Source organism: Brachybacterium sp. NBEC-018, assembly GCF_024860185.1.
GTDB classification, from domain to species: Bacteria; Actinomycetota; Actinomycetes; order Actinomycetales; family Dermabacteraceae; genus Brachybacterium; species Brachybacterium rhamnosum.
Genome location: NZ_CP100650.1, coordinates 1,565,447 through 1,585,629 on the forward strand (window position 1 = coordinate 1,565,447; position 20,183 = coordinate 1,585,629).

The following is a 20,183-nucleotide window of genomic DNA, read 5'->3' on the forward strand; positions in this document are numbered from 1 at the left end:
TCGTGAATCGTGAATCGTGAATCGTGAATCGTGAATCGTGAATCGTGAATCGTGCGGAGTGCGGTGCGGGCGTGCTCGGCGTCTCCCGGGTGGGTCAGCTCGCGCACACCTCATCCCGGACGTGCCAAAGTGCTTCACCCCCCGGAGAAGATGGGGCACCCAGCAAGGATGATCCCAGAGGGCTTCAATCACCGGGGCAGCCGCCGATCAACTTACGTCGATCCGATCCTAGCCACAAGCAGTATCAGCTAACGACAGGCGCCAGTAGTATCCGAATCATGGCGCACGCTATCACCCCCGACCAATCTGCCGAGGGTGATCTCCCAGGCTCACCCGGGGCACCACCTGCACGGTTTGCCGCGCACTTCCGGCACTTCGATGCCGACCGCAGGGTCGACCTTCTCGACGACGGCACCTCACTCCATGGACGAAGCACCGAGAGAACCCTCTTCATCGCCGACGAAAGACTCGACGTCTACGACGCCGACACCGGACGCCGGCGCGTACGCGTCACGCTCCTGCCCCTGTCGGTGCAACTCCACAGGATCTTCCCCATGAGCGTCCCCATACTGTGGCTGTGGCTCTCGGACAGCACCCTGCTTACCGTGCGCTCCCCGCGGCCGAGCAACCCCATCCGGCGCTGGGCCGCTCAGAACCCGGAACTCGAGGCCGCGAGCGCGGAGCAAATCCTCTCGAACCTCCTCCTCCAACACGGAGCAACCAAACGCCGCTGAGCCGCCGCGACCACGACGCCGAGCCACTGCTCACGCCGCGCACAGCGGCGTATTGGCCAGGCATGTACCCCTGCGACCTCTTCGACTGCACGAACCCGGCGACTGTGCCGATGGTCCTGATGTTATGCCTCCAAGACGGCGAGCAGCCGATTATGGTGTGCGACTGACACGTCGACTGGGTGGTGAGGATGGAGTGCGCCGAACAGGCATGACGAAAGCGCCCCCACCTTCCCGTAGGAGGGCGGGGGCGGTTTCAGGCATGAGCTGGGTCAGGCTGCTCTGCGGATGACTGGAGCTTCCACTGCGATGTCATTGGCGTACGTGGGAAGGCACGCATCTCCCTGGAAAGGGTTCTGGGTCAGACGCCCCGCATTGGCAGCATCAGTTGAGATGGCTCCGAAACTCCAGAGAAACCGGAAGGTGTAGGTCCCCCGGGTAGGAACCACGAACTGGAAGCCAAACTGCGTACGGCTCAAGTTCGACTGCACGTAGTTCGAGTTGGTCCCGGAACCGGTTGACGGGTTGATGAAACCGTGAGCCGTCACACTCTGCGAGAGAGTAGTTGAGGGGATCGCGGTCACCGCGAGCGTGCTTCCCGTTGGGCTATGAACCGACGGCGTCATATAGGCCGTAATGGGATTGCCGCGATAAGCGGCGGCATAGTAACGAATCTGATAGGTCCCAGCAGCGATGCAAAGGGTGCGATCGTACGAGAACGTCGCGCCGTTCTTGTTGGGGTCGCGTTGGCCGATCTTTGCTTGCGTCACCGGGGTTGCCGCGGCCACGTTGCGGCCGTTCAGGCAGCGGGATCCGGACGATGGAGTAAAGGTCGTCGGTGACCCTGCTAGAGTTCCAGAGTTGGCGACGAAGTTCGAGCTGTTCAGTGACTCCACCCACTGGTTATCCCACGTCAGGGTCATCTGCGAGCCGACCGCGAGGTTGACTGTGACGCAATCTGTGCTGACGGCGAGGGCTGGAGCTGCAGCTGCAACTACAGCCGTCGGTGCGATCCAAGCGACGCTTCGCGCGAGCGTTCGGCGCGTCACGGTGGTCTTTGCGGGTGTGGCGGTCATGAACGGAAATGTATTCCGGGGCATGTGGGTTTCGCATTAAGGTCTCCCTGGTTTGTGACTCGGTTCATAATGGTTGAATACTGCAACGCTTGCATGTTGATTCTTTGTGCTGTTCAGAGGTGTGAGTAGCAGTTAGCTTTGCGCAGTCGGGATGTCTCGACCATTGGGGGCGCCGTCGCGGTCTGCGCGCCGGGGCGGATCGCCGAGGTGCAGCCTCGGGTGTTCGGACGAGGGCAGGCGCACGTGGACCTGAACGGCGCGAGGCTGCGGAAGCAAGCGCCGCGTCCCGAGCCGGAGTGACTGCAGACGTGGCAGCATGTGCACCTCACCGGGTAACGGGATCACCGACCGATGAGAGTGGCTGCCCCAGGCATTCGGCGGGTGGTGTTGAGCTGGGCGCGCCAGTCACAGCCCGGGCATGCAGAAAGTAGATGCGCTCCTCGTGTCTGCGGCCTTGCTCGTCTTCGCAAGTGCCGTCGCCTTCCTTGCGGGGCTGCCGGAAGCGGGCTTGATCCTCCCTGTCGGTGCGGCTAAGTCGGCCGTGTTCGGGTGGCCATCGAGGCGGAAGCGCGGTAGGGGCGGAGAGGTCTAACCGGGCACCAAGACCATCGGCGGAGGCCCATCCCATCGGGTGACACCAAAGTGCCCCCGCCCTCCCGGAGGAGAGGACGGGGGCACCCAGCAAGGATGATCCAGGGGGTTTCAAGCACCGGAACAGCCGCTGACCAACTTACGTCGGCTTAGCCCTAGCCGCAAGCAGTACTCACGCACGACAGGTGCCAGTAACATCCAGATCATGGTGAAAACAGTCGTCCCCGAGCAGCCAGTCGAGGGTGACCTTCCCGGGCTTCCTGGTGCACCTCCTGCACGGTTGGCTGCGCGCTTCCGGCACTTCGACGCGGACCGCAGGGCCGATTTGCTCGACGACGGCACCTCGCTCCACGGGCGGAGCACGGAGGGAACTCTCTTCGTCGCCGGCGAGCGTCTCGCCGTCTACGACGCGGACACCGGACGCCGACTTGTTCGCGTCCCGCTCCTTCCCCTATCGGTGCAGCTCCATAGAATCTTCCCGATGAGCGTGCCCACGATTTGGCTGTGGCTGTCGGATGGCACTCTGCTCACTGTGCGTTCCCCGCGACTGATCACCCCCATCCGGCAGTGGACCGCCCGGTCCCCGGAGCTCGGCGGCGCGAGCGCAGAGCAGATCCTCCTGCAAATGCTCCTCCGTCACGGAGCAGTTCGACGTTCGTGAGGTGCAGCGTCTCCATATGAGGAGATTCCGTGCTCGCTCGGTGTCTGCGGCGTATCGTCGCAGTAGGGGTTGCGATCACCTCGACTGCGACGCACCCGCCTCGGTTCCGATGGTCTTCTCCCTCACCCTCGAGATTGGCCATCAGGCAGTGATGGTCTGCACCCTGCGCGCTGATCGGGCGCGCAGAATGGAGGGAGCAGACGCCCAGTCACGGAATCCGTAGGGCACCTTTCGTCACAGCGCTCACGGTCGACCGTTCGGTCGATCCCGCCATAACCGGGGCTGCGCAACCCATCACGGCAGTAGCCTCGGACCCTCGCGACCCTAGGAGGCCGACATGGACAGAGAGAAGCTCAAGCTCACCGTCACCCACGCCATCGAAGCACGCGCCAGCGAAGGTCCGCACGACCCTGCCGACTTCGACATCGACGCCATCGTCGACGAGCTGAACCAGCGAGCACCCGAGGGCACCGTGCAGGAGCTCGACGGCGCTGACTACTGGGACATCGTCGCGAAGCACCGACGCCAGCCATGAACCCGGACCCGATGGACGTCACCGACACCAGTCACGAACAGGCCGGCCGGTGCAAGTTCTTCAACTGCAAGAACCCCGCCATCGCCGAGGTCGAGCTACCCTACGCCGACGGCCTCCGACGAGTTCCACTGTGCGCGTTCCACCATGACTGGGTACTGAAGATGGACCACGAACCGCAGTCCTGAACCCCCACGGTGTGTACTGCCAGCGGGCGCCCAGGAGCGTGCCAGGCGCCCATGGTCGGATCGCGGGATGAACCTGCGACGCATGATCTACGCCGCCAAGTCCGCCCTCCGCACCCAGAAGGGCCGGGAGACCGCCACCCGCCTCACCGACACCGCCGCCAACACGGCACGCCGCGTCTCCCCGAAGCACTCCTCGAAGATCGACCAGGCCCAGCAGCAAGCTCGAAAGTACCTCGACAGGCACTGATCCCCGGCAAGCACGAACGCCCCCGCCCTCCCATAGGAGAGCGGGGGCGTTTCGTTGCCACTGGATTCAGGAGTTGACGGTCTTCACTTCCTCGGGGGAGCTTTCGGTCTGAGAGTCCGTTGAACGTGCGGAGCGGGCGGCAGTCTTGACGTAGGCACCGTCCGTGCCGGCGCGGCGCTGGAAAGTCTTGGTGACCCCGTCGAGGATGACGGAGCGCTCGGTCCAGACGTTCAGCTTGCCGCAGGAGCCAGTGGGCTGGCGGAAGGAGTTCGTGGTGACGTGGAAGTTGCCCAGGAAGACGCGCTTAATGCCGTCCGTGCCGGTGGTCGTCGCCTTCGGATCGATGGCGCAGGTGTAGATCCAGCGGTAACCGGTGTAGGTGAGGCCGTCCGGCTTGACCGCAGTTCCGACGCGGCCCTGGTAGTTCCAACAGGAGGAGTGACCGCTTGCGTTGGACCATGTGATCGCCGTGTTGTCGGTGGTCCCGTGATTGCCGAGAACCCAGTAGGTGATCGTCGCACCGGTCGCGGACTTCACGTTGTCGGTGTCGTAGAGGTAGAGGCCGAACGGGGCTCCATCGGGGGTGGTGCCGGTGGCGATCGACGTGATCTCGACCGTCGTGTTGGCGCTGCCGCAGGTTCCCGCCGCATAGCGGTTGCTGACCCATCCGTTCAGACCGGGGTCCTTCCGGAGGGAGGCGGCGACGGCTGGTGCGGCGACCGCGGTGATGACGGTGGGGGCTGCCCAAGTCACGCCGTGGGCGAGCGTGCGTCGGCTGATCCGCGGGTCTCGTTCGTTATTCATGAGCGGAAAGTTACTGACCAGGAGAACCCCTACAACCAAAACGGACAAAGGTGTGAAGGAGGCCATATGGGGTGCATATTCCGTCGACTGCATGAACTCTTGAGCGCGTTCAAGACCTGGCTGTCCAGGACTCTGGGAGCGCGCTCACCTCGATGAATACTGTCAGGCCCGCTCTCAGGTGTCAGGTTGAGAATGGTGATCTGGGTCCCTTGGATCCTCGCCGAGATCGAAGCCTTGCGATGTCTTGCAGGGGGCGGGCGACCCTATGCGCGAGACAGGTAGCCCACAGCTCGTCTCTCGGCGGAGGCGCGCGCCGCGGCCAACGAGGTCGTCCTCGAGGCTCTGGAAGGCGGCGCGCATCCTGACGACGTCGGCATTCCGAACCCTCTCCGGTGCGGGGGGATCGCGGTGATAATCGCCACGGATCGCCATCAGCGCACCACCGGCATCGAGGAGCGCGATCGCATCCTCTACGGACATCTCGGCCTGGCCGATGTTCCCCTGGGCGGGTGGTGGCGCCTGCCCAGATCCGCACGGCCAGCGGGTGGCCGCGCCGCAGTGGGTGTACGCGCTGCGGTATCGGCCGATCCGCCGGTCGTCGGTGCGCTGATCAACGGTGCCGGTGCTATATGGCCGACTGTGCATCTTCACTTGCATGACGGTTCCTCCACGTGTTCCCGTCCGTGCGTGAAGACGGTTTCGTTCAGGCGAGCCAAGAACTGCAGCATCTCAGCTGAGGGGCTGATCTGAATGCTTCCGTGCTGCAGAAGGTCATCTACTGAAACGAACATGTCGCTGGCTCCGGCGGCTCGCGCGTCCGGAGGCCCCGAAACTCCTGATCCGGAGCCTCACGCGGGCCCGGGTCGGGCGCGAGGGAAGAGTGGGGTGCGCGTCAGCGGGCTGCCGTCGGGATCCGGGACCGCGCTACGGGATCGGCGTGCCGCTTGGCGGGGCGACAAGGCCCAGGGCGAAGGCGCGCACCGTCAGCTGGATCCGCGACCGGCAGCCGAGCTTCGCGTTCAGCGCGGTGACGTGGGACTTCACGGTGGACTCGGTGACGCCGAGCTCCTGGGCGATCTCGGCGTTCGAGCTCGCCCGGCACACGGCGGCGAGCACCTCCTGCTCGCGCTCGCTGAGCCCCAGGGCCGCGGCGGCGTCGCCGTCGGCATCCCGCTCCTCGGATTCGGCGGGTCCGGCCGCGACGATGTTCGCGGCGATGACCGGCGAGAGCACCGTCACCGCCTCCTGACGGGCCGCGCGGACGGCCGCGACGAGGGCCTCCGCGGAGGTCGTCTTCAGGAGGAACCCGGCGGCGCCCCCGCCGAGCGCGGCGCGGGCCTGCTCCTCGGTGCCGAAGGTGGTCAGCACGAGCACGGATGTGTGCGGCCGGCGCTCGACGATCGCCGATGTGGCGGCGATCCCGTCCATGCCCGGCAGGACGAGGTCCATGAGCACGACCTCGGGCTCAAGCTCCTCGATGCGCGTGAGGGCGGCCTCCGCCGTCTCCTCGACGGCGACGACCTCGAGGTCGCCCTCGCGGTCCAGGTAGGCCGCGAGCGCCTCCCGCACGATCGGGTCGTCGTCGCACACGAGCACCCGGGTGCTCGGGGCGGGGGAGGGGGTGCCGCGCGGCATCAGGCGGCGTCCGTGAGTGCCGGGATCGCGAGGCGGGTGAGGAACATGCGGCCGTCGCGCTCGGTGTGGAGGGTGCCGCCCACTGCGGCGAGACGCTCGGTGATGCCGGTCAGGCCGTGGCCGCCGGAGAGCGCCGAGGGTCGGTGCTCGTCCACCGCGTTCAGGACGATGATGTCGACGCCCGCCCCGAGGCCCGGAGGGGTCGTGGCGGCGCGCGACGCATGATCCGGGGCGTCCTCGATCTCGACGAGGATCGCGACGGGAAACTCGCGGTCGCCGTGGCGCAGCACGTTCTCCTCGATCTCCGTGAGGCAGCGGCGCACCACGGCGCCCGGCCCGCCGGGGATCGCCTCGGCGCCCGCGGCGTGGAGGTGCACGGTGAAGCCGTCGCCGGCGAGCCGCCCGCACAGCGTCTCGAGTGCCTCCGTGAGCGGGGCCTCCTCGGTGACCGTGAGGGGTGGGGGTCCGAGGGTGGCGACGGCGGGTGCCGTGGCGGAGGCGGGGCCGGCTTGCTCCTCGCGCAGCTCCTCGAGGAGCGAGCGCAGCTGGTCCGTGCCCTCGCGCGCGGTCGCGGAGATCCGGCGCAGGGGAGAGGGGTGCTGCTCGCCCGGCTCCCGCGGGGCGGACTCGGCGAGCATGACGACGCGGGCCATCGCCCGGACCCCGGTGTCGTGGAGCTCGCGGGCGATCGCGCGGCGCTGCTCGGCGAGCTCGGACTCGGCCCGGGCGCGCTCGGCGACCTCGCGCTGCACCTGCGCCCGGCCCCAGCTCCCGCCCAGCAGGGCGGTCACCTGGAGGGTCAGCCAGCCGATCGTCTGGGCGAGGACGGCGTCGAGGTGCGCGCCGCGCAGCACCTCGGCCGCGGCGGGCGAGGCGACGTGCCACAGCGCGGCCGCGACCGCGAGACGAGGGCGGCCGTGCGCCGCGAGCGCGGCGATCGCGAGCGGGCTCGCGAGGATGCCGGTGCCGATGTGCGCGGGGCCGAGGCCCAGGGCGAGCGTGAGCACGCCGCCGGTGAGGACCGCGGCGGTGACGGGGCGGCGCAGAGCGAGGCCGCCGGAGACGCTGAGCGCGGTGGCGACGGCGAGCGAGGCGGGGCCCATGCCGTCGGCCACGGGGAGCGTGCCGCCGAGCAGCAGGACGGTGACGACGACCGCCGCGGCGCGGCTGTCGAGGCGCGGGAGCCTGCTCGCCACCTGCGCGCCCCCGCCATCGGGGGAGTCCGCACCCGGCCCCGTGCGGGGACGTGCGGAGGCCCCGACGGGCCGTGGTGTGCGCTCGATCACCCGGAAAGAGTAATGCTGATAGAAGTCTGAGCGAAGTGTGCGTCTGGACTGTGGATGAATGCCGCTGTCTGGAAGATGCCCGTTTCTTGATCAAGTCCAGAGAGCTGGGTACAGTCGGGGTCATGTCCACCGCTGACCACTCCACCGCCCTGCGCGCCGCGGGACTGCGGGTGACGGCGCCACGGCTGGCCACGCTCGAGGCCGTCGAGCAGCTGCCTCACGCCGATGCCGACGCGGTCGCGCAGTCCGTGCGCTCGACCCTCGGCACCATCTCCCGCCAGGCCGTCTACGACATCCTCGGCGCCCTCACCGAGGCGGAGATCCTCCGTCGGGTGTCGGTGGGAGGCCGGAGCATGCTCTACGAGATGCACCGCCACGACAACCACCACCACCTCGTCTGCACGCAGTGCGGCCGGCTCGAGGACGTCCCGTGCGCCGTCGGCCACGCGCCCTGCCTCACCCCGCAGGAGGACCACGGCTTCGAGATCGAGGTCGCCGAGGTCGTCTACCGCGGTGTGTGCAGCAGCTGCCGGAGCGAGCGCTCTGCCGGCGCCCCCGCAGCCGCCGCCCCCGCCGGCGCCACCACCCGCGGCTGAGCGCCGCCCCCACAGACCTGCCCTCCGGGGCAGCCCTTCCCGACCGTCCGACCGAAGGAGAAGCCCATGACCCACCTGGATCCCACGGCCCATCACGATTCGTCGCTGCCCTCGACCACCGAGTCCGGCGCCCCCCGCGAGAGCGACGCCCACTCGCTCAGCGTCGGCGCCGACGGCCCCCTGCTCCTCCACGACGTCGCCCTCGTCGAGAAGCTCGCGCGCTTCGACCGCGAGCGCATCCCGGAGCGCAGCCCCCACGCGAAGGGCTCCGGCGCCTTCGGTGAGCTCGAGATCACCGAGGACCTCTCCCGATACACGAAGGCCGGGCTCTTCCAGAAGGGCGCGAAGACCCCGCTGCTGGCCCGCTTCTCCACCGTCGCCGGTGAGCTGGGCTCGCCCGACACCTGGCGGGACGTGCGCGGCTTCGCGCTGAAGTTCTACACCGCCGAGGGCAACTTCGACATCGTCGGCAACAACACCCCGATCTTCTTCCTGCGCGACCCGATGAAGTTCCCCGACTTCATCCACAGCCAGAAGCGCCTCCCGGACTCCGGCCTGCGCGACAACACCATGCAGTGGGACTTCTGGACCCTCTCCCCGGAGAGCGCCCACCAGGTCACCTACCTCATGGGCGATCGCGGGCTGCCCAAGACCTGGCGCCACATGAACGGCTACTCCTCCCACACCTACCTGTGGGTCAACGAGGCCGGCGAGAAGTTCTGGGTCAAGTACCACTTCCTCACCGAGCAGGGCCTGGAGTTCCTCACCAACGAGGAGGCCGGCGAGCTCGCGGGCTCCGACGCGGACTACCACCGCCGCGACCTCTTCGACGCGATCGCGGGCGGCGAGTTCCCGTCCTGGCGCGTCGAGGTGCAGCTCATGCCCTACGACGAGGCGAAGGACTACCGCTTCAACCCCTTCGACCTCACGAAGACCTGGTCGAAGAAGGACTACCCGCGCATCCCGCTGGGCCGGTTCACGCTGAACCAGAACCCCACCAACCACTACGCGCAGATCGAGCAGGCCGCGTTCAGCCCCTCGAACACCGTGCCGGGCACCGGCGTCTCCCCGGACAAGATGCTGCTGGGCCGCGTCTTCTCCTACCCGGACGCGCAGCGCAACCGCCTCGGCACGAACTTCAACCAGCTGCCCGTGAACCGCCCGCTCGTGGACACGAACTCCTATGACAAGGAGGGTGCGATGCAGTTCCTGCACAGCGGCGACGCGCCGGTGTACGCGCCGAACTCCTTCGGTCGCGCCTACCAGGAGGAGCAGGGCCCCGTGGACAACGGCTGGGAGGCCGACGGTGCGCTCGTGCGCTCCGCCTACTCCCTGCACGCGGAGGACGACGACTTCGGTCAGGCGCACACCCTGATCCGCGAAGTCATGGACGAGGCCGAGCGCGGCCGTCTCGTGGAGACCGTCTCCGGCGCCCTCTCGACCGTCCAGGAGCCCGTGCTCTCGAACGCCTTCCAGTACTGGAAGAACATCGACCAGGAGGTCGGTGCGGCGATCGAGGCGGCGGTGAAGGCCGGCCTCGAGGAGCAGGTCCCCGGCGCCGATCCCGTCGACGAGTGATCTGACCTCACCGACCGACGCACAGCGGCCCGCCTCCGGAAGGAGGCGGGCCGCTCGCGTTCGTCAGCGCCAGGTGCTCAGACGACGAGCACCTCGGAGGGGGAGGAGAGGAGCAGCTTCTGCACGGTGAGGCCCATGAGGTGCCGGCCCAGCTCCCGCTGCCGGCGGATGCCGAGCACGAGCAGCTCGGCCCGCTCCTGCTCGACGACCTGCAGCAGCACCTCGGCGATGTCGTCCTCCGTGCGCTCCTGGCGCACCTCCACGCGCACCGCGGCGCCGCGCAGGTGATCGGCGGCGATGTCCAGCTGGCCCTCGTCGGCGTGCCGGGGATCGTCCTCGACGCCGTCGCGCACCACGTTGACCAGGATCAGCGGGCCGCCGCGGCGCTCCGCCTCGGTGCGGGCCGCGTCGAGCGCCGCGAACCCCACGTCGGTGGGGATGAATCCGACGACGACTGCCATGACCACTCCTGAGGGTGCTGCTCGGGGACCGGGACGCTGCGACGGTGCGCGATCTGCCCCGATCCTACGGCGTGCGCGGGGGCGGGCGGTCCGGGGTCCGGTCCCGTTCCGCCGGCACCGGGGGGGTCGGGCTCAGTCCTCGGCGTCGGGGAGGACGACGTCGGAGCGGGTCTGGCCGGAGAGCTTCTGGATCTCGTCCATGATCCGCGCCGTCAGCAGGCGGCGACGGGCGCCCTTGCTCAGGCTCGGATCGATCTCGGAGACCTCGATCGGGCGGCCCACGCGCACGGACACCGTGCCGCGCACCTTCCGCCACGGGACGGAGAAGATCGACGGGGTGTTCTTCACGCCCACCGGCACCACCGGGCAGCCGGACTCGATCGCGAGCCACGCCGCGCCCTGCTTCCCCGGGTGCAGCAGGCCGTCCTTGGAGCGCGTGCCCTCGGGGTAGATGCCGAACCCGTGCCCCTCGCGCAGCACCTCGAGACCCGCCTGGAGCGCACCCTTGCCGCTCGAGAGCGCCTCCCGGTCCAGCGGCACCGCGCCCACCTGCTCGAAGAAGGTCTTGAGGATCCAGCCCTTGAGGCCGGGCTTCTTCCAGAAGTCGTCCTTGGAGACGAAGTGGACCTCGCGGTCGAACACGACCGGGATGAGGAAGGAGTCGACGTTGGCGAGGTGGTTCGCCGCCATGACGTACCCGCCCTCCCGGGGCACGTTCTCGAGCCCGGTCACGCGGGGCTTCCAGAACAGGCGGACATAGGGGCGCACCAGGGCGCGGGCCCCGTAGTAGAACGCGGTGGGCACGGTACCTCCAGGAGGGGTCGACGATCGGGGACACCGTACCGCCGCGGGCGCTCCCGGGCCGTGCGGGACCGCCCCGTGAGGGCCCCGGTGTGTGTGGTAGAACAGGCGCAGCGCCCGCGCCGGCCGTGCGCGGCGCCCCGGGCCGGTGAGGCCCCACGGCGACCGCACGCGGTCCGGGCGCCCGCCCCGCCCAGCCCGAGGAGCTCCCCCGACATGCCCAAGACCCTGAACATCGCCGTCATCGGCGCCGGGACGATGGCCCAGGCGGTCCATCTGCCGGTGCTGCGACGTCGCTGGGACCGCTTCGCCGTCACCGCGCTGGTGGACCACTCCGAGCGCCGACGCCGGGAGTCCGCGGAGGTCTGGGGCATCGCCGAGGAGAAGCGGTACGCGACCGTCGGCGAGCTCGTGGAGGCGATCCGCTCGCGCAGGATCACGGTGGACGCCGCGCTGCTGTCCACCGACGGTCTCCACGTCGACGACCTCCTGCAGCTCCTGCGCCGCGGCGTGCCCGTGCTCGTGGAGGCGCCGCTGGGCTACTCCGCCGCGGAGATCGCGAAGATCGCGGACTTCGAGCGGATGACCGGCCGGAACCTCGTGATGATGGCGTACCCCCAGCAGTACGACGACTCCGTGGGGCGCATCGCCGAGCAGATCGCCGTCAAGGACGTGCGGATGATCGAGCACCGGGTGCTCATGCCCGCGAGCCAGCCGCTGTTCGGCGGCGCCCACGTCACCACCTCCGCCTACGACCTGCCCGCCGAGCAGCGCAGCGAGCGCCGCAACGCCCTGCAGGAGGCCGTGGTCGCCGGCAGCGGCGAGAGCGCCACCCAGCGCGACCGCGACCTCTACGTCAAGGGCCTGCTGACGGGCGTCGCCCATCAGCTCTCCGTCATCGAGTCCGTCTACGGCCCGCTCACCGAGCTGACCGCCGTGCGCCACTGGCCCAAGGGCGTCATCCCCGGCTCGATCGAGCTGCTCGGCGAGCTCGAGGGCGGCGCTCACGTGCACCTCGTGTGGCACTACCTGCCCTTCGCCCCCGAGTACTCCGAGACCCTGCAGATCCTCTCCGCGCGCAAGCGCCTGGACCTCGAGCTGTTCGCCCCCTCGCACGGCGACCGCCGCTCCACCCTGCACCTGCGGGAGAAGAAGTCCGGCGTCGTCACCGAGGTCGCGACCGTCGCGGGCCTGGGCTCGGCGGAGTCGATGTGGGAGGCGTTCCACGCCTTCGTCGAGAAGGGCGAGGCGCCGATCTCCGGCCCCGCCTCCGCCCAGCAGCAGGTGACGCTCCTGCGCAAGGTGCTCGCCGCCGTCGTCGAGGCCGACGGCCGTGACATCGACGCGGTCGTGGAGAAGGAGGAGTCGGAGGCCGACGCCCCGGTGGCCGCGGAGGAGGGGACCGGGATCGAGGTCGTCGCCCCCGCCGCTGCCGTCGCGAAGCCCGCCAAGGCTGCCGAGCCTGCTGGGCCTGCCGAGACCGATGAGCCTGCTGAGACCGTCGAGCCCGCTGAGCCCGCTGAGCCTGCTGAGATCGTCGAGCCCGATGCTCCCGCGGAGCCCGTCGCGCTCCCGTCGGAGTCGGCCCCGCTCGCGGGTGAGCCCACCGAGGTCCTCCCGGACCTCTCGGGCGAGGCCGAGCCGTCCACGCGCACCGACGGCATCGTCGACGCCTGGTCCGTCGAGGGCGCGCCGAGCGAGGGTGAGCCGGTCGCGGGCGACCCGGTCGGGGGCGACGTCCCCGCCCCCTCGTCGTCCGACGACCCCGCGCACCCGCACGAGTCCACCGGGCCGATCCGCTCGAGCTGGCCCCCGGCCGCCGCCGGATCCGCCGAGGACGCCGCCGCCGATGCCGCCGACCCGTCGACGGGGGAGGGCTCCGCGCCGGACTCCGGTCGCTGACCGGGCACCTGACCCACGCCGTCGCAGGGCGCCGCACCCGGGGGTGCGGCGCCCTGCGACGTGTCGGCCCCGCGCTGTCCGCGAGCCGGTCCTGGGGACGGTCTGGGGACGGCCGGGGGAGCCCGGGGGACGACACGCCGGGACACGCCGAGCGGATCACGATCCTCGCCGGGCGACGGACCTCACGTCGGGCCCCGGGGCACTGCTCCCGGAGGGGTCCGTCCCCACCGGCGGCGGGTCGCCCGAGCCCCCGTCCACACGTCCTCGAGGCCTGTTCCCTCGGGGTTCGTGCGTGGTGGACGGTGCGGGGGCGCGGTCGTCCACCGTCGTCCCCCGTCATCCACATCCCCTCCACAGGAGTGCTGTGGATGACAGGCATGTAGTTCAGTACATCTTGTGGTCTCCCCACCCGGGCACCACTAGGTGTAGTGTTGGAGAGGTCGCGGTGATCCACCGCAGAACCGCCGGACGGGCCCCTGATCAGGGGTCCTCGCCGGAGGGATCCCGCCCCGCTCACCGCATGAACACCGCTCCTCGCGCCGCCTCGGCGCGGCGCTCGAGAAAGGCCCTCTTCCCGTGGACATCACCGTGTACTCCAAGCCCCTCTGCGTCCAGTGCGACGCCACCAAGCGCGCCCTGAACAAGGCCGGCGTGGCCTACGACGTCGTCGACGTGACCGAGGACGCCGAGGCCCTCGCGCACATCAAGTCGCTCGGCTACGTGCAGGCCCCCGTCGTCATCACCGGCGAGGACCACTGGTCCGGCTTCCGCCCGGACAAGATCAAGGCGGTCGTCGCCTCGGTCGGCGCCGCGGCGCCGCGTCGCACCGCCGCCATCTGACCGCCCGGAGGGAGGAAGGCGTGTCCGCCCTCGTCTACTTCTCCTCGGTGTCGGGCAACACCCACCGCTTCGTCGAGAAGCTCGGGCTCCCCGCGCAGCGGATCCCGCTCTACCCCAAGGAGGAGCCCCTCGTCATGGACGAGGAGTTCGTCCTCATGGTCCCGACCTACGGCGGGGGCAACGGCCGCGGAGCCGTCCCCAAGCAGGTCATCAAGTTCCTCAACGACCAGCGCAACCGGACCCTGATCCGGGGCGTGATCGGCGGGGGGAACACCAACTTCGGCGAGACCTACTGCCTGGCGGGGGACATCATCTCCGCCAGGTGCCAGGTCCCCCACATGTACAAGTTCGAACTCCTGGGCACGCCGCGCGACGTGCAGCGGGTCCACGACGGATTGGAAGAGTTTTGGCGACACTGACCGAGATGCCAGCGGTCGAGCACCACAAGCAGCTCGACTACCACGCGCTCAACGCGATGCTGAACCTGTACGGACCGGACGGGAAGATCCAGTTCGACAAGGACCGCCTCGCCGCGCGGGAGTACTTCCTGCAGCACGTGAACCCCAACACGGTGTTCTTCCACTCCCTCAAGGAGAAGCTCGACTACCTCGTCGAGAACGAGTACTACGAGCAGGCCGTGCTCGACCAGTACGACTTCTCCTTCATCGAGTCGCTCTCCGAGCAGGCGTACGCGAAGAAGTTCCGCTTCCCCACGTTCCTCGGCGCGTTCAAGTACTACACCTCGTACACGCTGAAGACGTTCGACGGGAAGCGCTACCTCGAGCGCTTCGAGGACCGCGTCCTCATGGTCGCCCTCGCCCTCGCGCGCGGTGACGAGCAGCTCGCCCGCGACCTGGTCGACGAGATCCTCGACGGTCGCTTCCAGCCCGCGACCCCCACCTTCCTCAACGCCGGCAAGGCCCAGCGCGGAGAGCTCGTCTCCTGCTTCCTGCTGCGCATCGAGGACAACATGGAGTCGATCGGCCGCTCGATCAACTCCGCCCTGCAGCTGTCCAAGCGCGGCGGCGGCGTGGCCCTGCTGCTCTCGAACATCCGCGAGTACGGCGCGCCGATCAAGCACATCGAGAACCAGTCCAGCGGCGTCATCCCCGTGATGAAGCTCCTCGAGGACTCCTTCTCCTACGCGAACCAGCTCGGCGCGCGCCAGGGCGCCGGTGCCGTGTACCTGCACGCGCACCACCCGGACATCCTGCGCTTCCTCGACACCAAGCGCGAGAACGCCGACGAGAAGATCCGCATCAAGACCCTCTCCCTGGGCGTCGTGATCCCGGACATCACCTTCGAGCTCGCGAAGAAGAACGAGCCGATGTACCTGTTCTCCCCGTACGACGTGGAGCGCGAGTACGGCAAGCCCTTCGCGGACGTCAACGTCACCGAGAACTACCGCGACATGGTCGACAACCCGCGCATCGCGAAGAAGAAGATCAAGGCGCGCGAGTTCTTCCAGACCCTCGCCGAGCTGCAGTTCGAGTCCGGCTACCCGTACATCATGTTCGAGGACACGGTGAACCGGGCCAACGCCATCCCCGGCAAGGTCACCCACTCGAACCTGTGCTCGGAGATCCTGCAGGTCGCCACGCCGTCCACGATGAACGACGACCTCAGCTACGACGAGCTGGGCCGCGACATCTCCTGCAACCTGGGCTCGCTGAACATCGCCAAGGCGATGGACTCCCCGGACTTCGCCCGCACCATCGCGACGTCGATCCGCGGTCTCTCCGCCGTCTCCGACACCTCGGACATCGAGTCGGTGCCCACCATCGCGGAGGGCAACCGGAAGTCCCACGCGATCGGCCTGGGCCAGATGAACCTCCACGGCTACCTCGCCCGCGAGGCGATCCACTACGGATCCGAGGAGGGCCTGGACTTCACCAATATGTACTTCTACGCGGTGACCTACCAGGCGATCCGCGCCTCGATGGAGATCGCCAAGGAGCGCGGCGAGGTCTTCTACGACTTCGAGAACTCCGCCTACGGCACCGGCGAGTACTTCGACAAGTACATCGACGGCGAGTGGGTGCCGCGCACCGAGAAGATCCGCGCGATCTTCGAGGCCTCGAGCGTGCACCTGCCCACCCCGGCGGACTGGACGCAGCTGCGCGAGGACGTGAAGAAGCACGGCATGTACAACGCCTACCTGCAGGCGGTGCCGCCCACGGGCTCCATCTCCTACATCAACGGCTCGACCTCCTCGATCCACCCGATCGTCTCCAAGATCGAGATCCGCAAGGAGGGGAAGATCGGCCGCGTGTACTACCCGGCGCCGTACATGACGAACGACAACCTCGAGTACTACGAGGACGCGTACGAGATCGGCTACGAGAAGATCATCGACACCTACGCCGAGGCCACGAAGCACGTGGACCAGGGTCTGTCGCTGACCCTCTTCTTCCCGGACACCGCCACCACCCGCGACGTCAACAAGGCGCAGATCTACGCCTGGCGCAAGGGCATCAAGACCCTCTACTACATCCGCCTGCGGCAGATGGCCATCGAGGGCACCGAGGTCGAGGGCTGCGTGAGCTGCATGCTCTGAGGTCCCACCTCCGCCGACGGGCGGGCCTCCCCACGGGGAGGCCCGCCCGTCGGCGTCCGTGGTGGATGCAGTCGTGTCATCAGTCCAAGAAGGAGTCGATGATCGAGTCAGCGGTCGTCGCACCGACATAACTGCCGACGACGTCGCCGACGATGCCTCCGACGACACCGCCGACACCCGCGCCGGTCACACCGCCGGCGGCCGCACCGGGGACCGCTCCGACTCCGGCGGCCGGGGCGCCCGCCGCCGCGCCACCGCCTCCTCCGAAGAGACCGCCGATCGAACCTCCGATGCTGGTGCCGATGGCTCCACCGACGAAGCTGCCCGCCATCGATCCGATGAAGTTCGCGCCCCCGTCGATCACCGCTCGACCGATGCGCTCTCCCGTGGAGAGATCGCTGCGCCCCGCATCATCGTTCCAGCGGTCGACGCCCGCCATGATGCCCGTGAAGGCGTCGCCGATCATCGGGATGAACGCCGGGACGCTTCCCTTGCCCATGGCGAAGTCGCCGAAGTTCTTCGCAAAGCTGTGCGCGGTCGACAGGATCCCGCCGGCGCTGTCCACGCCGTCGATCCCGACGTTCTCCTTCCAGTTGTCCCACACCTCCCCGAAGGAGATGTCTCCCCAATCGGCGCCGAGGAAGGCGCTCGCAGCACCGGTGCCGGTGGGGGCGCCGCCTCCGCCGGCGGGGACCGCTCCGGAACTGCCCATTCCGGAGTCCCCGGAGGATGCGCCGTCCTGTTCCTCGACATGTGTCTGGAGCTCGGTGCGGCGTGCGGAGAGCCCGTCCACCGAGGAGCGGAAGGAGGGGTGGACGGAGGAACGGAACCGCTCGGAGAAGGCCTCTGCGTCCGGACCGATCCACTGCGCGCCGACGACTCCGTCGACGCGACTGCTCAGCTCGTCCAGGAGGTCGGACAGGGATTGCGCACGCTCGGAGAGGAGGTCGGCGAGGTCTGCGACCTCAGCGGTGTTCATTCCCTGGAAACTGGACAAGGTTCCTCCATGGGGACGGGGCGTATGTCATCGAGGCTAGATCCTGGTACCGATGCCGTCGATGGGGAGTGGTCCCCATCCGATGCGAGGATGGGGGCATGGAACCCGTGCATGTCATCACCGCGCTCCTCCTCCTGGGGGCTGGGGCCGTGATGTCCGCAGTTGCGGCTGTCTGCCGGTGGGGACGGGGGAGGGGGACCCGGTTCTGGGTGCAGGAGCGAGTCGCAGGCGCCCGCGCCGGGTATGCCTATGGCGAGATCGCGGTGCTCGTGGTGCTCCCGCTCCTCGCGCAGACGCTGATCGTCTGGGGACTCGTCGCCGGCGTGCTCGGCGTGGACGCGCTGCGGGACGCCGGCGCGTCCGTGCTGATCCCGGTCGCGGTGATCGGGGAGCTGATCCTCTGGGGCGCGGCCCTGCTCACGACCGGCTATCGAAGCGTCATGCCGTTGTGGGTCTACCCGTCCTGGCTGCGCGAAGAGCGACGACGGGAGCGGGACCTCATCCGTCCGCGCTGAGCAGGGTGCTCGTGACCGCGCGCGAGGCGCCAGTCGGCGTCGTCCCCACCAGGGATCCGGGCCCCTCCGGCGACAGCACCAGGTAGCGGCCGCGCAGCAGGAGGATCGTGGCGCTGCGGGATCCCTCCGGGCGGTGCCGGGTCACGCGAGCGGCACGCGGCGGGGCGCTGTCGAGATCCTGCCTCGCTGCCGTCGGCAGTGCGGCGGCGGCCTCCGTCACCGCACGCCAGGACGCGGTCCGGGCGCCGGCGCCCGCGTCGAAGAGCCCGTCCACCGCGTCCCGGGAGACCTCGAGGACGGTTGCTGCCTCCAGGGCCTCCACCGGGGCGATGCCGACCAGGCGCAGCAGCGCACCGGGCAGGACCGTCACGGGATGCAGGGCGATCTCCTCCTGGGCGGTGAGGCCCCTGCTGCGGCGGAGCACCCCGGCGCGGGCCAGCGTGAGGCGGTGCGTGCTGTACCCCTGCGGGAGCGAGAGGACGACGTCCAGCGCCCCGCCCGGGGCGCCGAGGATCGCGGTGAGGGTCGAGACGAACTCCGCGGAGAGCGCGTCCGCCCCTGCGACGGTGCCGCCCGAGCGCAGCGCCTCGAGGAGCGCGTCGACGTCGTCGGTGCTCCCCGTCGCGAGGGCGGGGGAGGCGGGGTCAGGCGTGATCAACGAGGGCTCCGTCCGTGGCGGGGGCGTCGACGGTCCACGAGGCGGCGACGGCGTCGAGCAGCTCGGCGTGCTGCGCGTCGACCATCGGCACCGTGGTGAGGGTCAGCGTGAGGCCGCGCTCGCCCACCACGCGGCTCCAGCGGCGGGTCAGGACGCTCACACCGCTCTGATCGGTCATCACCGAGGCGGTGTACCACTGCGTCGAGCCGTCGGCCGCGTCGAGCCGGCGGTCATCGAGTACCTGGAGGTCCGGGAGCGTGGACATCTGCGCCGCCCGGACGGCGCCCTGCCAGTCCTCGAGGTCCTGGCCCTCGGGCACCGTCATGGCGGTCAGAACCACGTTGGTGGCGATGGCCGGGCTGAGGGCGCGACCGTCGGAGTACGCGGCGAGGACGGGGCCCGCGTCGGGGACCTCGCCCCAGGTGCCGGGGAGCGTGAGGCTCATCCTCGGGGCGGGGCCCTCGGGGTCCTGCACGGTGACGGTGCGGGGGTCGGACGTCATGTCGGCCACTGTAGTCATGGGTTCCGCCGCTCGGTCGAGGACGATGCAGCAAGGTGACCGGCGCTCAGCCCTCCTCGCGGGACCCGGACCGGCCGGCCGTGAAGCGTCGCGTGGCCGCGAGGTCGAGATCGCCGAGGCCCGCGTCGACGAGCTCGTCGTAGGCGGCGCGCAGGGCCGGGAGCAGGGCGCCCTCGGTGCCCGTGGCCTCCGCGGTCTCCGCCGCGAAGCGGAGGTCCTTGACCATGTACTTCGCGACGCCGCTCGGGGAGTCGTCGCCGGTCGTGAACTTCTCGCGGCGCGCCCGGAGGAAGGCGGAGCCCGCGTAGCCGCCGCCCAGCACGTCGAAGAGGGTCTCGAGATCGATCCCGCTGCGCTCGGCGAGCACGGTCACCTCGCCGAGGGCGAGCGCGGTCGCGCCGACGACGAGCTGGTTGCAGGCCTTGGCGACCTCGCCGGCGCCGAGCGGGCCCAGGTGCACCGGGGTGCCGCACGGGGCGAGCAGGCGGGCCGCGAGGGCCGTGTCCTCCTCGGCGCCTCCGAGCATGATCGAGAGGGTGCCCGCGCGGGCGCCGTCCTCGCCGCCGGAGACGGGGCAGTCCACGACCCGCACGCGGCCGTCGGTGCGGGAGCGGAGATCCGCGTCGAGCGCGCGCACGGCGACGGGGGAGGAGGTGGAGCCGATCATGAGCAGCAGCTCGCCCGCGCCGGCGAGCAGGCCGTCCTCGCCCTCGAGCAGGGGCTCGAGCTCGGGGAGGTCCGGGAGCATGACGAGCACGGCGGTGCTCGCCGCGGCGAGCTCGCGCGGGGTCGCGGCCCAGGCGGCGCCCTGGTCGATGAGCTCGAGCCGCGGCCGACGGGAGCTCACCGTGAGCGCGCCGTGGGCGGCGAGGAGGTGCTCGGCCATGGGCAGGCCCATGGCGCCGAGGCCCAGCACGCCCACCGTCGGCGCCGCGCTGTCCGGAGCGGAGGCGGGGGACGCCGGCAGGGTCGTCGGGGCAGGGGAGACGTCGTCGTCGTGGCTCATG

22 protein-coding genes are annotated in these 20,183 nt (G+C 69.5%); 11 read left to right on the forward strand and 11 right to left on the reverse strand.

Annotation, left to right across the window (positions count from 1 at the left end):
* The first annotated feature begins 278 nt into the window (after positions 1–278).
* Entirely contained in the window at positions 279–734 is a 456-nt protein-coding gene (locus tag NLU66_RS06950; protein ID WP_259362203.1) for a hypothetical protein, read from the forward strand.
* A 269-nt stretch (positions 735–1,003) separates the two neighbouring features.
* On the opposite strand, the gene NLU66_RS06955 is transcribed toward NLU66_RS06950, so the two are convergent.
* Complete coding sequence (locus NLU66_RS06955; protein ID WP_259362204.1) at positions 1,004–1,807, reverse strand: hypothetical protein; 804 nt, start codon at positions 1,805–1,807, stop codon at positions 1,004–1,006.
* A gap of 1,589 nt (positions 1,808–3,396) precedes the next feature.
* Between NLU66_RS06955 and NLU66_RS06960 the strand changes: the two genes are divergently transcribed.
* The 3 genes from NLU66_RS06960 to NLU66_RS06970 all read left to right on the forward strand — a co-directional run bounded on the left by NLU66_RS06960 (position 3,397) and on the right by NLU66_RS06970 (position 4,026).
* Positions 3,397–3,594 carry a hypothetical protein gene (locus tag NLU66_RS06960; protein ID WP_259362205.1) on the forward strand — a complete coding sequence of 66 codons (198 nt, stop codon included), beginning with the start codon at positions 3,397–3,399 and terminating at the stop codon, positions 3,592–3,594.
* A gap of 11 nt (positions 3,595–3,605) precedes the next feature.
* On the forward strand, positions 3,606–3,779 hold the full coding sequence (locus NLU66_RS06965; RefSeq protein ID WP_259362206.1) for a hypothetical protein: 174 nt from the start codon (positions 3,606–3,608) through the stop codon (positions 3,777–3,779).
* A gap of 67 nt (positions 3,780–3,846) precedes the next feature.
* Positions 3,847–4,026: a hypothetical protein gene (locus tag NLU66_RS06970; RefSeq protein ID WP_259362207.1), complete on the forward strand. Its 180-nt coding sequence runs from the start codon at positions 3,847–3,849 to the stop codon at positions 4,024–4,026.
* 66 nt (positions 4,027–4,092) lie between these two features.
* Here the strand turns inward: NLU66_RS06970 and NLU66_RS06975 are convergent, their stop codons facing one another.
* The 4 genes from NLU66_RS06975 to NLU66_RS06990 all read right to left on the reverse strand — a co-directional run bounded on the left by NLU66_RS06975 (position 4,093) and on the right by NLU66_RS06990 (position 7,661).
* Positions 4,093–4,896, reverse strand: coding sequence for a hypothetical protein (locus NLU66_RS06975; RefSeq protein ID WP_259362208.1), 804 nt, complete (start codon positions 4,894–4,896; stop codon positions 4,093–4,095).
* Positions 4,897–5,004: 108 nt separating this feature from the next.
* Positions 5,005–5,487, reverse strand: coding sequence for a hypothetical protein (locus NLU66_RS06980; protein ID WP_259362209.1), 483 nt, complete (start codon positions 5,485–5,487; stop codon positions 5,005–5,007).
* A 267-nt stretch (positions 5,488–5,754) separates the two neighbouring features.
* Entirely contained in the window at positions 5,755–6,465 is a 711-nt protein-coding gene (locus tag NLU66_RS06985; RefSeq protein ID WP_259362210.1) for a response regulator transcription factor, read from the reverse strand.
* Positions 6,465–7,661: a sensor histidine kinase gene (locus NLU66_RS06990; protein ID WP_259362211.1), complete on the reverse strand. Its 1,197-nt coding sequence runs from the start codon at positions 7,659–7,661 to the stop codon at positions 6,465–6,467. Before NLU66_RS06990 ends, NLU66_RS06985 begins: the two co-directional genes overlap by 1 nt.
* A 212-nt stretch (positions 7,662–7,873) precedes the next feature.
* On the opposite strand from NLU66_RS06990, the gene NLU66_RS06995 reads away from it, so the two are divergent.
* Positions 7,874–8,347, forward strand: coding sequence for a Fur family transcriptional regulator (locus NLU66_RS06995; protein WP_259362212.1), 474 nt, complete (start codon positions 7,874–7,876; stop codon positions 8,345–8,347).
* Positions 8,348–8,413: 66 nt separating this feature from the next.
* On the forward strand, positions 8,414–9,925 hold the full coding sequence (locus tag NLU66_RS07000) for a catalase (protein WP_259362213.1): 1,512 nt from the start codon (positions 8,414–8,416) through the stop codon (positions 9,923–9,925).
* A gap of 77 nt (positions 9,926–10,002) precedes the next feature.
* On the opposite strand, the gene NLU66_RS07005 is transcribed toward NLU66_RS07000, so the two are convergent.
* Positions 10,003–10,386 (reverse strand): universal stress protein, encoded by a 384-nt coding sequence (locus NLU66_RS07005; protein WP_259362214.1) that lies wholly within the window; start codon positions 10,384–10,386, stop codon positions 10,003–10,005.
* A gap of 132 nt (positions 10,387–10,518) precedes the next feature.
* Positions 10,519–11,190 carry a lysophospholipid acyltransferase family protein gene (locus NLU66_RS07010; RefSeq protein WP_259362215.1) on the reverse strand — a complete coding sequence of 224 codons (672 nt, stop codon included), beginning with the start codon at positions 11,188–11,190 and terminating at the stop codon, positions 10,519–10,521.
* Positions 11,191–11,403: 213 nt separating this feature from the next.
* On the opposite strand from NLU66_RS07010, the gene NLU66_RS17690 reads away from it, so the two are divergent.
* From NLU66_RS17690 to nrdE, 4 genes are all read left to right on the forward strand, one after another.
* The gene (locus NLU66_RS17690) at positions 11,404–13,089 is read left to right on the forward strand and encodes a Gfo/Idh/MocA family protein (protein WP_267136240.1); all 1,686 of its coding nucleotides are present in this window, start codon (positions 11,404–11,406) and stop codon (positions 13,087–13,089) included.
* Positions 13,090–13,665: 576 nt separating this feature from the next.
* The gene (gene nrdH, locus NLU66_RS07025; RefSeq protein WP_259362216.1) at positions 13,666–13,929 is read left to right on the forward strand and encodes a glutaredoxin-like protein NrdH; all 264 of its coding nucleotides are present in this window, start codon (positions 13,666–13,668) and stop codon (positions 13,927–13,929) included.
* 20 nt (positions 13,930–13,949) lie between these two features.
* On the forward strand, positions 13,950–14,348 hold the full coding sequence (gene nrdI / locus NLU66_RS07030; protein ID WP_259362217.1) for a class Ib ribonucleoside-diphosphate reductase assembly flavoprotein NrdI: 399 nt from the start codon (positions 13,950–13,952) through the stop codon (positions 14,346–14,348).
* A gap of 5 nt (positions 14,349–14,353) precedes the next feature.
* The gene (gene nrdE, locus NLU66_RS07035) at positions 14,354–16,486 is read left to right on the forward strand and encodes a class 1b ribonucleoside-diphosphate reductase subunit alpha (protein WP_137770031.1); all 2,133 of its coding nucleotides are present in this window, start codon (positions 14,354–14,356) and stop codon (positions 16,484–16,486) included.
* A 79-nt stretch (positions 16,487–16,565) separates the two neighbouring features.
* On the opposite strand, the gene NLU66_RS07040 is transcribed toward nrdE, so the two are convergent.
* The gene (locus tag NLU66_RS07040) at positions 16,566–17,483 is read right to left on the reverse strand and encodes a WXG100 family type VII secretion target (RefSeq protein ID WP_259362218.1); all 918 of its coding nucleotides are present in this window, start codon (positions 17,481–17,483) and stop codon (positions 16,566–16,568) included.
* Between the two features lie 209 nt (positions 17,484–17,692).
* On the opposite strand from NLU66_RS07040, the gene NLU66_RS07045 reads away from it, so the two are divergent.
* Positions 17,693–17,998 carry a hypothetical protein gene (locus tag NLU66_RS07045; protein WP_259362219.1) on the forward strand — a complete coding sequence of 102 codons (306 nt, stop codon included), beginning with the start codon at positions 17,693–17,695 and terminating at the stop codon, positions 17,996–17,998.
* Here NLU66_RS07045 and NLU66_RS07050 read toward each other — a convergent pair.
* From NLU66_RS07050 to NLU66_RS07060, 3 genes are all read right to left on the reverse strand, one after another.
* Complete coding sequence (locus tag NLU66_RS07050) at positions 17,982–18,656, reverse strand: hypothetical protein (protein ID WP_259362220.1); 675 nt, start codon at positions 18,654–18,656, stop codon at positions 17,982–17,984. The two genes, NLU66_RS07045 and NLU66_RS07050, sit on opposite strands and share 17 nt — an antisense overlap.
* Positions 18,643–19,158 (reverse strand): hypothetical protein, encoded by a 516-nt coding sequence (locus NLU66_RS07055; RefSeq protein WP_259362221.1) that lies wholly within the window; start codon positions 19,156–19,158, stop codon positions 18,643–18,645. Before NLU66_RS07055 ends, NLU66_RS07050 begins: the two co-directional genes overlap by 14 nt.
* Before the next feature lie 64 nt (positions 19,159–19,222).
* Entirely contained in the window at positions 19,223–20,182 is a 960-nt protein-coding gene (locus NLU66_RS07060) for an NAD(P)-dependent oxidoreductase (protein ID WP_267136241.1), read from the reverse strand.
* Position 20,183 lies beyond the last annotated feature (1 nt).